Source organism: Maribellus sp. CM-23, assembly GCF_021354595.1.
In the GTDB taxonomy this organism is placed as follows: domain Bacteria; phylum Bacteroidota; class Bacteroidia; order Bacteroidales; family Prolixibacteraceae; genus Draconibacterium.
Genome location: NZ_JADWYJ010000003.1, coordinates 715,421 through 729,791, shown reverse-complemented (window position 1 = coordinate 729,791; position 14,371 = coordinate 715,421). Strand labels below are relative to the sequence as shown.

The following is a 14,371-nucleotide window of genomic DNA, read 5'->3' as shown; positions in this document are numbered from 1 at the left end:
AAAAAACACAAATTATGCACAAGAAACTGTTCTATTTGTTGCTTTCGGTTTGCCTGTTGTATCCGGGCAGGCATTTAACGGCACAAACTGCTGCCTCATTTGAGAAGTATCACACTCCCAGTGAAGTACAGCAATTGCTGACTCAACTATCGGGTTTGGCAAATACAAAGCTGCATCAAATTGCGGTAAGTCCGGGCAGAGCGTCCGTCTCTGTTCTCGAAATCGGGACAAACCTTGACGACGCGCCGGCTGTTTTTGTTGGAGCCAATTTCGAGGGAAATGTTCCGCTTGCTACCGAGGGAGCGCTCTACCTAGCTCAAATGTTGCTGGATTCAACGCAGTACACTCAAAACCTGAAGTGGTACATCATGCCGCAACCCAATCCCGATGCTTCAAAAGATTATTTTGCTGTGATCAAAACAGGAGCTGCAACCAATCTTTATCCGGTGAACAACGATGCCGATGAAGCCACCGGCGAGGACGGGCCCGAAGACCTGAACGGCGACGGATTGATCACTCAGATGCGAGTAAAAGATCCGGAAGGTGAATACGTGGTATCCTCGAACGACCCGCGTATTCTGGAAAAAGCGGATGCAAATATAGGAGAACGCGGAATCTACAAGCTGTACACCGAGGGTATTGATAACGATAAAGACGGTGCATACAATGAAGACGGAACCGGCGGAATCAATGTAGGAATCGCCTTTCCTCATCTTTTCCCATACAACAATGCCGAAGCCGGACGATATTCAGGAGAAACTCCGGAAGTATACGGCATTTTGCGCTTTATTTTCGACCGTCCAGAAATTGCCATGGTTTACACCCTGGGCACTTCCAACTTTTGCCTGGTTCCGCCCAAAGGAGGAAGAAAAGGGGGCGCCAACCTGCAAAGTATTCGCATACCGGGCCGTTATGCGCGCATGCTGAATGCCGATCCTTCGAAAACCTACACCATGGACGAAGTAATGGCAATAATCAAAGAACAGATGCCCGGAGCTGAGCTAACACCTTCCATGGTAGCCGGAATGCTGGGACTGGGAGCCGCTGTAAATCCGCTGGAAGAGGACCTTGTTTTTTACAACGCCTTATCCGATGATTACAAAGAATACCTGAAAAGCAAAAATTTCAGCACGGAAACGCTTGATCCAACTCCGGCCAAAGACGGATCTTTTGAATTGTGGGCATACTACCACCTGGGAGTGCCTTCATTCAGTATGAACCTCTTCTCTGTTCCAAAAATAAAAGAAGAAAAAGCGGAAAAAGGCGATGTGCTTTCAACGGACGAAGTGGAAAAAATGAGCAGTGAGGATTTTATCGCTGTCGGACAGGAAAAGATCAATGGCTTTCTGAAAGCCAACAATGCGCCTGAAAAGTTAAATGCTGAACGAATCATCAAGATGATGGAAGGGGGCGATTTCACACCCAAACAAATGGTGGAAATGCTAAAAAAGTCACCTAAAAAAGAAAAAGAAGGAAAACCCAGCGAAAAGGATAAAACGTTGCTTGCCTATTCTGACAAAGAGCTCGGAGGAAAGGGCTTTGTTAACTGGAGCAAGGTAGATCATCCCACACTGGGGGAAGTGGAAGTAGGCGGTTTTGCGCCGTATATCGAAACCACCCCAAAAGCGGAGTTGATTGACTCTCTTGCAAAAACCCAGCTTCCCTGGTTGCTGCAACTAACCCGGCAAATACCCAAGATCGCCATCGAATCGGAAAAAATTACAGATTTAGGTGCCGGCATTTACAAACTGGAGATCGTTGTAGCCAACAACGGTAAGCTTCCTTACCCAATATCAATCGGAGTACGCAACAGCCAACCCGCACCGGTTGTTCTTATTTTGGCCGGTGAGATTGAACTGCTGGAAGGCAAAAAACGTACACCCATCGGGCCGATCGGAGCCAATCAGGTGAAGAAATTTACCTGGCTGGTAAAGGCCGATAGAAACCAGAAAGTAACTGCAAGCCTTGAATCGGCAGTGTTTACAGATGTTGTCAAACAATTTAATATCGGAGGTTAATCATGAAACGAAGCATATTCTCAATCATCGCAATTTTCTCACTGGCACTTTCAGTATGGGCTACCGGCGAAGGAAAAATTGAAGTTCCGCTGCGATTCGACAGGTACTACAATTACGAGGAAGTTGTAAAAGCAATGGAAGTTTTACATGCGGCCTACCCCCATTTAACCCAACTGGAGTCGTTGGGAGAAAGCGAGGAAGGACGCAAGATCTATGTACTGAAGATCAACAATTCAAAAACCGGGGCAGAACTTGAAAAACCGGGTGTTTGGGTAGATGGAAACATTCATGGAAATGAAATACAGGCAGGAGAAGTTTGTTTGTATTACGCCAATATGTTACTCACGAAATACGGAACCAACGAAAAAATCACTAAAGTGGTTGACCGGAACGTGCATTACATTGTTCCGGTGGTAAATGTCGACGGCCGTGCTCACTTTTTTGAAGATGCCCACACGCCCAGTTCGAGCCGAAGTATCCGCGTTCCCAAAGACGATGACAACGATGGACTGTTTGATGAAGATGCTCCCGACGATCTTGACGGAGACAGAAACATCTGCCAGATGCGCATCAAGGATCCGAATGGCGCCTACAAAGCTGATCCGGAAGATCCCCGAATTCTTGTCCGTGTTAAACCCGGCGAAAAGGGAGAATACACTCTTTTGGGATCGGAAGGAATCGACAACGACGGCGATGGCCGTTTTAATGAAGACGCAGAAGGTTATCTTGATCCGAACCGCAACTGGGGATATCACTGGATGCCTCCTTACGTACAACGGGGTGCAGGCAATTTTCCCTTGTCAGGAGTTGGACTAAAAGCCACCAACGATTACGTGGCAAAACATCCGAATATCATTATGAATTTTGCCTTCCATAACTCGGGAGGAATGTGGCTGCGTGTGCCTTCCGAAAAATCCATCCAGATTCCGGCATCGGACATTGCTTCGTACGACGTGATTGGAAAGGAAGCCATAAAAATTACTCCCGGCTACGTGTATATGCCTTCCCATGATTTGTACCCAACTTACGGAGATACGGATGGCCAGTTCTTCTTTGTTTTTGGATCGTATGCGTTGGTTGGGGAGTTATTCCAAAACGAAACACAAACCTATTCAGAAGCAAAAAAGACTCCTGCCACAGGCGAACAAGCCCAAGGCGGGCGTGATAACCGCAACGAGCAGGAACGAGAACAACTCAAATTCAGCGACAATGTTACCCAGGGCGAGCTGTACAAAGACTGGAAGCCTTTTAAACATCCGGTGTACGGCGATATCGAGATAGGTGGCTGGGTAAAAATGAGTTCGCGGCTTCCCCACCCCTTTATGTTGCCCGAATTGGTACACCGCAATGCATCGGTTGTGCTGCTGGCTGCCGATAATACCCCGGAAATATCGATGGAAGTTTTTGAGGTAAAGAACATGGGAAAAGATCTGCACAAGGTGCGGGTACGTCTTAAAAATGAAAAAGGCCTGGCATCGATGACCGCACAAGCTGTGAAAGACAAACTTTATTCCATCGATCACCTGAAAGTTACAGGCGGAAAAGTAATCGCAGGTGGAAAAATCAGCAACTATCGTTTGGACCAGGTGTCGTATAAAGAAGTAAAACCGGAAATACAGTTTTTTGCCATGCCGGGCAACAGTATTGCCGAATATGAATTTATCATAGAAGGCAAGGGTAAAGTAAATTTTGATTACATTTCAACAAAAGCAAAAAATGTGAACACGTCTGTTACACTATAAATGCTGTTTAGTTTTTGTTAAGGAGGACTTGGTTACCAGGTCCTCCTTTTTTTCATTTTGGGACTCGGTATTCTTTCTTATTCAATCATTTACCTTTATATTGTATACCTCAAATTAAACCAAAATTACAACATCATGAAAACCCGACTTTTGTTAAGCACACTTTTGCTGTCACTATCTTTCAGCCATTTGTTCTCGCAGGAAAATAATCCTAATTTCAGAGCACCGCAAACCTGGACCACTGATGAATGTGGTGTTTTAATGCCACTTCCAACTTTCGATTACAACGAATTTATTTTTTACGGAGGGTACGCTTATTCGGAATGCGGAATAAAGGAAAATAGCTTGTATTCCTATTTCAATACCTATTATGATGATTTTTTTAAAAAAGTAACCATCGAAACCGTTTACCTTATTGAAGATTCCTGTGGCAACACAATGGAATGTACTGATCACTATCTGTTTCGTCCAACGGCTTTTACTCCGTATGATATTAATGTGGTTGAACAAATTGATTCGTTGCCCGAAATAGAGTCCATTACCGGCTTACCGTATTCACCCTATTATTCGCCCATAACTACCAAGCAGTTTATAAATGCGGGTGGTATTGTAACAGATATCTGCGATTTGGGCTATCCGGAGCTGCAATATACGGATAGGGATACCTATTATGATGGAAACGGGCTTCCGGAACGTTTTACCCGAACGTTTCAGGTATTTGATCCGATAAACGGTCTTTTCTATGAGATGAACCAATACATTGATTTGAATAATCCTTATTCGCCCGCTCAGACTATAACCATTTTACCTCCCAATAGCTTTGGTTTTGATGAATGTCACAATCCGATAGTTCCCTGGATATCCAATTATCAGGAGTTTGTTGATTTAGGAGGTCTTATAAAATCAGAGTGTGGTATAAACGAGAGTTCATTTACCAGTTCACAAAACTCATACTATGATGAATTTTGGAATAAATTTGTTATCAGCAATTTTTACTATGTTGAAGACAATTGCGGAAACTACGAAGAATATGAAGACGCGTATTTCTTTGAACCGACAGTTGAAATTCCAAAGAATGTATACAGTAATTCTGCCTGTACAACAGATGACATTGAAGCATTAACGGGACTTCCCTATTACAATTACTATTACTCCACCGATATAACTAAAGAACAATTTATAGCCGCCGGCGGATCGTTCAAAGATTGTTGCGTAAATCAGGATCAATATTATATACAGTACAGTGATTACCCCAACTACAACCAAACCTGTCCCTATAGTTTTATCAGAAGTTTTATGATTCACACCCCAAGCGGATTTCCTATACACATGGAACAACAGATCATACTCGAAGATATTGAACCTCCGGTTTTAACTGCCCCAATCGATACCGTTCTCTCGTGCATTGACCAGCTACCGGAGCCTTTTTCAACAATTGCAGAATTTGTACAAGCCGGAGGAAGCATTTCGGATAATTGCATCCTAAAGAAGCAATCCTTCCAACTGATCAACGAAACCAGAGATGGCACATGCCCGCAAACCGTCACCCGTACCTATGAAATACAAGATACCTGCAGAAATTCGGCTACCGCAGAGCAGGTAATAATTATTCTTGACGAGTATCCACCAGCGGTTGTACTGGCACCAGATATTTATGTGGAATGCAGCGGTGATATTCCACCGGCGTATGCCAACTACGACGAGTTTATCACTGCCGGCGGGTTAATGACAGATGATTGTGGTTTAGAAGAAGAATCATTTAGTCTTTACAGGGAAACAATTACCGGCTCGTCCTGTTCCAAAACAATACAACGCGAATACCAAATTGCGGACAACTGCGACAATATCACTTATTTCAGCCAGAATATTTACGTTATAGATACTATGGCGCCAACGATATCAGGAATACCGGCTCAGATGTATGAATGCCACTCTGATGTTCCGGCACCTTTTAACTATTTCGATTTTGTTAGCGCCGGAGGTCAAATCGATGATAACTGCTATGTAAATCATTCTACGTTCCGATTTGTCAGCCAAACTTCAACTGGCACATGCCCAACGCAAATAAAACGTATTTACGAAGTGAAAGACAGCTGTGGCAACACGGGCACCTGGCAACATCTACTCACGGTGGTTGATACAACAGCTCCATTTTTTATCACCCAGCCACAGGCAATACCTGCCATTGAATTTGGCAGTAGCTTTCCGGCATTCGAAACTCTTGAATATGATGACAATTGCGGGATGCCCGAATTAAGCACCACTGTTTTACCATATACTGAAGACGAAAATGGATACGAAGTAACTTATGTCTGGACCATAAACGACTCCTGTGGAAACACGGCGCAAACCTCCACCACATTTAGTATTCTCCCCAAACCGGTGACGTACTGCGAATCCTCTGGTAATCCGGTGAACGAATGGATCCGGTCAGTGTCTATCAACAACCAAACAAACACTTCGGGAAAGGAAGGATATGTTGATTTTACTGAGTCCTTTGCATTTGAAGTTGAAGCCGGTTCTGTTAATACCATTGTTTTAACACCCGAATTTGCCAACAAGGCAACTTTCCTGTATTGGCGGATTTGGATCGACACCAACCAGGACGGCGAGTTTACCAACGACGAGCTGGTATTTTCCGCCGACAGGAAAAGAGCTGCTGTTAGTGGGTCAGTTTCTATCCCAACCGGGCTTTCAACAGAAACCCGAATGAGAGTTGCCATGAACGAAAGTGGAAGCCCATCTTCCTGCGGATCAGTTGGGAACGGCGAAGTGGAGGATTACAAAATTATCATCACCACTGCGGAGCCACAACCAGCAGTAGCAGCATTTAGTTCGGATAAAACAACCATCACTGTTGGCGAATCCGTGCAGTTTTACGATGAATCGTCAAACAACCCTACGTGGTGGGAATGGATAATATACGGAGCAGATATTAATTATAGCAATCAACAAAACCCAATTACCACATACAGTTCAGCAGGAACCTATGATGTACTATTTTTTGCACGCAACTCGGTTGGCGGTGATTCAATTGTTGCATTTAATTACATCACAGTAACCGATCCTCCAATAAATACCTATTGCGAATCCCAAAGTTTATCATCAAGTAAAGAATGGATAGCAGAAGTAGTGTTGAGTACCATTAGCAATGCATCGGGAAGTAGTGTCTATTCCGACTTTACAAGCATAGAGACTTCTCTGATTACCGGGTCAAGTAACAGCATTTCGTTAACACCGGGCTTCTCGGGCAAGAGCCAGCGGGAATTCGTGAAAGTTTGGATCGATTTCAACCAGGATTCAGACTTTGATGATGCCAATGAAGAAGTTTTTTCAATGGCTAACTTCAAATCAACCGTAGTGGGAAATATTCAAATTCCGGCAGATGCATTGCCCGGAACCACCCGAATGAGGGTCGCCATGAAAGCCAATGCCTTTCCGACTGCGTGCGAAACATTTGATCGCGGAGAGGTGGAAGACTACAGTGTTTCCATTGCAACAAATAAAAGTGGCATTATTTCTCCGGTTCTGGACGAAACCACTGATAACTGGCTGATCTATCCCAATCCGGCCCATTTGGTACTTAACATCCAAAGTCAAAGTACGATTCCTTCCGAGATATCAATCTATCAGTCAAACGGAGTTATAGTATTCCAAAAAAAATATCTTGATGCTCCGGTTCAAATCGATATTAGAAATTTGTCGGATGGCATCTATTTCCTGCATATAAAAACCCAGGACGATAACTTTACAACGAAATTTATTAAACAATAAATCTATATTTGATAGTATAAATGAAAAAGGAGTATCGGTACCGACACTCCTTTTTTTACAGAATTTAAAATAACCCCAAGGCCAATTAAGTTGCCGTAAGCAATCCCTCATGCCTCAGGGATTGCCACACATTATTTAAGTTAATTGGGCCCAATTGTTGTAAAAAGAACTTGTTGTAATAATGAAATTTTGCATTTCACTAACAAAAATAAGTTCCTCTTGATATTTTACATAAAATATAAAACTGAATTGAGAAGCGAATAAGCTGAAAATGAAATTCCAAAAACCCGATTAAAACCTTCAAAAATCCTTATTTGCTTTTTGAGGGATCTTCACATAAATATGAAGTTGCAAGCGTAAACACTTTGGTAAACAAATGAAAAACAATGCCTACGCCTTCGACTCGATGCTATGTTCTCATCAAAAAAGAGGATTTCAGAAAAAGAGAAAATGGGTTGAACGGAATTCAACTATTTTTCGATCGCATTTTCTACATCGTCAACAAACTGAGTGGCATAGCTGATATTGAAAGGCATAAACTGCGTTAATGCCAGGATAACCATTTTATTTTCAGGATCAGCAACAAAGTGCGTTGAAGCGGCACCGCTCCATCCATATCTGCCTGTTTTCGAATCTACTGAACCACCAAGTCCGTACTGGCCGCCATTGTTGTAATCAACTCCTTCGGGTAACTGGTTCGTCATGATCATTTTCACTGTTGATTCCTGCAGTATCCTCACGCCATCCAGTTCGCCGCCGTTTATTAACATCCGGCCAAATCTCGAATAATCATCGATGGTTGAAACCATTCCACCACCACCCGAAAAAAGCACAGGTTTACTTTTAAAATTGCCTTCCGGATTATCTCCGCCTTTTAATTCACCGTTTTCGTCCAAATGATAAAGCACCGTAAAACGGGAGTGTTTGTTTTCGGGTACAAAAAAACCGGAATCTTCCATTTTCAAAGGCTCTAAAACCCGGGTTTTAAAAAATTCGTCCAAGGGCATTCCCGACAATACTTCGCAGATATAGCCTGCAACGTCGATGGAAACTCCGTATTCCCAGGTTGTTCCCGGCTGGTATTTCAATGGAATTCCAGCCAGAATTTTCACTTTTTCACCCAGCGAAGCATCCCAGCCACTCGCCCCGTTTACCCGGTACAACGAGTCGACATATGCTTTTTGATCCCAACCATATGTTAAACCCGAAGTATGCGTTAGCAAGTGACGGATGGTCATTTTATTGATCTGCGATTCAAGCTCTTTGGTTTCCGCATTGTAAACAGGTGTATTTTCAAACTCGGGAATAAATTTCGAAACTTCGTCATCGAGTTTAAATTTACCTTCGTCGTACAAAGTCATTAAAGCAACTGCCGTTATCGGCTTTGTCATCGAATATATTCTGAATATCGTGTTGTCTTCTATAGGTTTCTGATTTTCAATATCGGCAAATCCGAAATTTCTTTTCAATACGGTTTGATTGTCTTTAACCACCATTGCCGAAATACCCGCGAGTTTACCTTCATCGATATATCCTTGCAATTTTCCACAGGCTATTTCCAGCGAATCTTTTGAAATCCCGGGATTATCAGAACCTGGTTGCTGACTTGCGGTGTTACAGGAAACCAGCAAAAATCCAATTGTGCATATCGCACCCAAAAAACAAATTATCTTCTTCATCGCTTGTTTCTAGTTTAGTTTCAGATAGTTCAGTTAACTAAAATAAATAATTTAAACCGATATAAAGACCGGAATCACCGTCGCGTTCGTTGGCTGCCACGCCGTAATCACAGCGAACAATAAAGTTTTCATTCATAACCACACGCAAGCCCAGCCCATAAGAATAGTGCATTTTTTCAGCGTCATTTTCAAAATAGCTCCCCGGGAACTCATTGTTGATTTCGTCATTAATTAATCCGGCCGTATTAACGTCAATCTTTTTTGTTACCTGACCAAAATCAAGAAATCCATTCAGCCCTAAATAGAAATTATTATTGATAAAGCTAAAACGGGTAAATTTCCAGCGGGCTTCCAAATTCCCCAGAAAAACACCGTCGCCAACAACCCGGTTACGCAAAACACCTCTCAACGAAGATGCGCCTCCAAGTCCTTCTGAAGTAGCACCTTTTAGCACCGAAGTAATCAGTTGCGTTTGGTAGTAAAAAGGCGCATTCCCGCCCAAAGTGGTTTGATAGTCCAAGCGATATGCCAACGAAAGGTCGTTGGGAATAATGGTGAAATACTGGCGGTGAATCAGGCTCAGCTTGGCAAAACTTTGTTCGCCCCCAAGGAATTCTGGCGCCCCAAGAATAACAGCCTCGGTCCAGATCCCCTTCATTGGGTTCGGTTTGTTGTCGCGGCTGTCGTACACCAATCCTGCTTTTACTGTTGGCACAAAGCCTCCGTTAGCTTCTTCCGAAGAAATAATTCCCCAGTCCTGATATTTCTGAAATAAACCGGGTTCCGTTTCGTGCGATGGAAGTTTGTCTGCTTCGTCTTTGCCCTTGTTCAGTTTTTCAACATCAACAAGCCCCAGCTTAAAATTCAGCAAATTGATCCCTCCAACCCATTTTAGTTTTTCGCCGTGAAGTTTTCCGATTAAATCTACCTTGAAGCGGAACAATTTCCGGTCGTATTTATAAAACATTCTTGTCCGATATCCTTCATCAATTTTAGAGTCGTCAAACCAATCTTTGTTCACCACAGCATCGTACCCGTTAAAACCAAAGAAATCGTACGCACGGTCTGACAAATAACTGATGTCAAGCGATGTTTGCAATCCATCAATCAGCTGATCCGAATCGTAATACAGGCGGTTAATTCCGCTTCCCTTTGTATAACGCGAAACTTCGAGATACAGCGAGTGATCGTACTTAGGATAACGACTTCCATCGCCGTAATGAAAGAGATTGATCAATCCACCGTACTGAAACCCCAGGTCGGAATCAAAAGTAACGGTTGGCAAGGCGCCAAAATTCCACCCCTGCTTGGTAAGCTGGTCCTGCGCATAGGTGGAAAAAACGGTCAAAATGGTGACTAACAGGCAAAGTGCTTTCTTCATCCTTTTGGTTTTTAGATTAGATAATCAAACGAACATAAAATTTTTTTACCACATAATTTACTTCGCTGGATGAAAAAATTTCACAAAAAAAGACCGGAAAGAAAATCAACTCCCCCGCCGCAGAGCAGACGGGGTATACCAAAGGCATGATATTCCTTAGTTCGCTCCAAAGGGCGGGGAATAGACCCCATTAGATCCCGATGGCTATGCCTCGGGATCAGTTCGACTTCATAATTTCAGTTCACTATCGCTCCTGAAATCAGAGTCTCACTGATTTAACCGGTCTTCTATTTCATTTGGTTGCATTGTCAAACCTTTTACTTTTCGGCTTCGGCATCAGTTTTCATCCAATCATCCGAATTGGCAAATTGCCAGGTATTCAAAAATCCGATCTTAATAATATTCAGCATCTTTTCCCAGTTGATATTGTTAAGCTCATCAGAAGGTTGATGATAATCGGGGTGCATGGCAGCCATAAAGTAGAAAACCGGGATATTTTCAGCCGCAAAAGGAGCATGGTCGCTCCCACCCCTCGGACGGTCGGAAGCCCGGTAACTTACATCCAGATTTAGGTTGTATTTTTCAATAAATTGCTTTGTTGTTTCTTCTATCCGATGGTTTGCCTTGGTATAACTCATCCCAGCCTTGTTTTTTGCTGAGTCCGACTCAGTATCGCGGCTAATCATATCGTAATTGAGGTTAAGGACCACATTCATGGCGTTTTCTTTTGCCTTTTCAACAAAATATTTTGAGCCATACAAACCTCTTTCCTCGGCTGTCCAGGCAGCGAAAATAACCGAACGTTCCGGTTTCTTGCCGGTGGCCATAAAAGCTTTGGCAAGGGTCATTACCCCAACCGTTCCTGAAGCATTGTCATCAGCTCCGTTCCAGATCCAGCCATCGTGTTTCCCCAAATGATCATAATGTCCACCCACCACAATAAATTCATCCTTTTTCTCGCCTTCGATAAACCCCACCACATTTCTGGCTTTTACAATCTTAGACTTTACCGTAGTCTTAAAAGCAATTGATTTCCCGCTCAATTCCACCGATTTTGGAACGGGATTAGCCGCCGCCTCCTCTTCAAATTTTTCAAAATCAACATTGGTACCGGCAATTATTGCATTAGCAACACGCTGTGTTATAGAAAAGACCGGAAGATTAACTCCCACTTCTTTTCCGGGCATCATCATCCGGGTACTGTAGTAGTTGTTTAAGGCTTGGTCGGCTTCGTAATAATTTCCTTTCACCGGATAAATCTGGTTGCTAGCCCAAGTCAGCGTCGGATCTATGTCAAGCCTAACCCGTATTATGGCAATTGCACCGGCTTTTTCAAGATTCCCATATCTACTGCCTCTTACCCGGGAAACAGCATACCGATCCATCGGTACAAATTTTTTGTATGCTACCGAAGCAGAATCCCGGTGCCCCGGAAATCCGCTCAGCACAACCGCTATTTTTCCTTTAAGGTCAACTTTCTTCAGATCGTCGTAGCCCTTTTCTTCATCCTGAAAGCCATAACCAACGAAAACCAATCCTGCTTTGCCAGATTGTCCGACAGAACCCGTATTTACATAAAAGTCAGTTTTGAAGTTAAACTCGATCGAACTTTCACTCCCCGGCTTGCCGCTTATTACTGAAAGCTGTTGTTCATCCCCGGGCTCGTACTCAATCAGGCTAAAACTCTGAAAATAACTTTTCGAAGCCGTTGGTCTGATTCCTGCCATGAGCTCGGCACGTGTGGGTCTTGAATAAACCTGGTCGCCAAATGGCTTTACACCGTATGTCTGAAACATGGCTGCAATATAATCTGCCGCCATGTAAGCTCCTTTGGTTCCTACAGCACGCCCTTCGGTCCAGTCCGATGCCAAAAATCCCAACTGTCCTTTAATCGATTCGATGGTAATGGCCTCCAGCCCCTTTTGTTCCTCGACTTGAGCAAATAAAGCATTACAAGCAAAAAAGAGGAGTAACAAAGCAGTAATTTTTTTCATGAAAAATCAGATTAGTTTATTTTCAATGGTAATGTATAAAACAGTCTTAGCCCGATAAAATTGTTTCAGATCTCTACTTGTTGACGAATAATTATCAGTTAGGTTTAAATTGCCCGCTCATTTATTTCAAAATGCCGTTTCAATTAAATTATTACAATTCAGGGTTTTCAAGATTAAATCTGAAGCTTAATTTTACAAAATAAAATCATTTTACCACTCAGCATATGATCATTTTCTTTGGGATAATATCCCCAACCCCACATCTGCATAATACGAACATTCGTTAACAATAAATTTCTGAAGCAGTCGTAACTTTCGCGTTGATTTTATCGTTTTCAATACAAAAGAATCAACACTAATCCTACTGTCATGAAAGCACTTTTAAAAGTCTGTGGCTCCATCACAAAAGTTGAGATGCTGAGTCCGCTAAAAAGCCATATACAGGCAAACACCTGCGTTGCAGAAGCCACGTTGCCATACGCTCACTATTATGGCCAGTTGCCTCAGAAAAATGCACAGCCCAATTCCATTTTCTTACTGGTAAAGAAGTTTTACTTTCTGGAAGAAATATTGGCACTGTCACAAAGCGTCGAGAAATGCCTGCTGGATAAAATCAACTTTGCAACAGCGATTCTGAATTTTAACGGAAAACAAATTCCGGCTGTTCGGATAAAGTTTTTTCCTGATTACAATCAACTGGCCAATCTGCAAAGCTGTCTTCAAAACGAGGGAATGGAGTTTTTAACCGGCACCGATATCTCCGGAAATGTACATGCCCGTATTCATAAATTATTTGATCTGGAAGAAGTGGAACCCGGCTTTTATTTTGACCGGCAGGAAACCAACAAAGGCTACTTTCTGCACAACCACAGAATACCTGCACAAAAATTTGAGACGGTGCTGACAACCATTCGAAACAACAGTTCCTGTAAGCTGTTTGATGCTGTTCAGGGAAAATTTATAATGGACGGAGCGGTGAAAGAATTTATTCGTGTTTTTGCGGAGGGCATGAACCTGGATTTGATGAAATGTATTCAGGAGCAGTTTAATAAACTTGCGGAGGTACACAAAATTAAAAAGATGTCTTCGGCCTTCTAAAAAATAAAAACCCCGGAGCCCTCTGCCCCGGGGAAAAAACCAAAAATCAACTAACCTTTAAACCGCCTGGCGACTTCATCCCAGTTGATGAGATTCCAGAATGCTTTCACATAATCCGGACGTCTGTTTTGGTAGTTCAGATAATATGCGTGTTCCCACACATCAATCCCGAGAATCGGGGTTCCCTGAACTTCGGCCACATCCATCAGCGGATTATCTTGATTGGGCGTAGACGAAATCACCAGTTTATTATTTTGAAGAATCAACCATGCCCAACCTGACCCAAAGCGAGTCAAAGCTGCCTTGGTGAAGGCTTCCTGAAATTTCTCAAATGATTCGAAGGATTCTTTTACTGCATCCAGTAAAACGCCTTCCGGAGCAGGTGCACCACCGGGAGCAATAATATCCCAGTATAAGTTGTGGTTGTAAAAACCTCCCCCGTTATTTCTTACTGCTGCTGACAGGCCCGAAACTCCGGCAAGCAATTCTTCAACGCTTTTGCCTTCCAATTCTGTTCCTGCTACTGCTGCATTCAGATTTGTTGTGTAACCACCATGATGTTTATCGTGGTGAATTTCCATTGTTTTTGCGTCGATATATGGTTCCAACGCGTCAAAACTGTATCCTAATTTTCCTAATTCAAATGCCATGTCGTATATTCTTAAAAGATTAAAACATATTTAAT

The 14,371-nt window shown here is 42.9% G+C and carries 8 protein-coding genes; 4 read left to right on the top strand and 4 right to left on the bottom strand.

The window, feature by feature from the left end; genetic code table 11:
* The first annotated feature begins 14 nt into the window (after positions 1 to 14).
* From INQ51_RS13845 to INQ51_RS13835, 3 genes are all read left to right on the top strand, one after another.
* The gene (locus INQ51_RS13845) at positions 15 to 2,018 is read left to right on the top strand and encodes a M14 family metallopeptidase (RefSeq protein WP_233378561.1); all 2,004 of its coding nucleotides are present in this window, start codon (positions 15 to 17) and stop codon (positions 2,016 to 2,018) included.
* A 2-nt stretch (positions 2,019 to 2,020) separates the two neighbouring features.
* A complete protein-coding gene (locus INQ51_RS13840) occupies positions 2,021 to 3,760 on the top strand; it encodes a M14 family metallopeptidase (protein WP_233378560.1) in 1,740 nt (579 codons plus the stop codon).
* A gap of 135 nt (positions 3,761 to 3,895) precedes the next feature.
* Positions 3,896 to 7,534 (top strand): GEVED domain-containing protein, encoded by a 3,639-nt coding sequence (locus tag INQ51_RS13835; protein ID WP_233378559.1) that lies wholly within the window; start codon positions 3,896 to 3,898, stop codon positions 7,532 to 7,534.
* Positions 7,535 to 8,004: 470 nt separating this feature from the next.
* Here the strand turns inward: INQ51_RS13835 and INQ51_RS13830 are convergent, their stop codons facing one another.
* The 3 genes from INQ51_RS13830 to INQ51_RS13820 all read right to left on the bottom strand — a co-directional run bounded on the left by INQ51_RS13830 (position 8,005) and on the right by INQ51_RS13820 (position 12,588).
* On the bottom strand, positions 8,005 to 9,213 hold the full coding sequence (locus tag INQ51_RS13830; RefSeq protein ID WP_233378558.1) for a serine hydrolase domain-containing protein: 1,209 nt from the start codon (positions 9,211 to 9,213) through the stop codon (positions 8,005 to 8,007).
* Positions 9,214 to 9,250: 37 nt separating this feature from the next.
* Positions 9,251 to 10,594, bottom strand: a complete 1,344-nt coding sequence (omp85, locus tag INQ51_RS13825; protein ID WP_233378557.1) for an Omp85 family outer membrane protein — start codon at positions 10,592 to 10,594, stop codon at positions 9,251 to 9,253.
* 317 nt (positions 10,595 to 10,911) lie between these two features.
* Entirely contained in the window at positions 10,912 to 12,588 is a 1,677-nt protein-coding gene (locus INQ51_RS13820; RefSeq protein WP_233378556.1) for a M20/M25/M40 family metallo-hydrolase, read from the bottom strand.
* A 369-nt stretch (positions 12,589 to 12,957) separates the two neighbouring features.
* Between INQ51_RS13820 and INQ51_RS13815 the strand changes: the two genes are divergently transcribed.
* On the top strand, positions 12,958 to 13,686 hold the full coding sequence (locus tag INQ51_RS13815) for a hypothetical protein (protein ID WP_233378555.1): 729 nt from the start codon (positions 12,958 to 12,960) through the stop codon (positions 13,684 to 13,686).
* 50 nt (positions 13,687 to 13,736) lie between these two features.
* On the opposite strand, the gene INQ51_RS13810 is transcribed toward INQ51_RS13815, so the two are convergent.
* Positions 13,737 to 14,336 (bottom strand): superoxide dismutase, encoded by a 600-nt coding sequence (locus tag INQ51_RS13810; protein ID WP_233378554.1) that lies wholly within the window; start codon positions 14,334 to 14,336, stop codon positions 13,737 to 13,739.
* Positions 14,337 to 14,371: the final 35 nt, after the last annotated feature.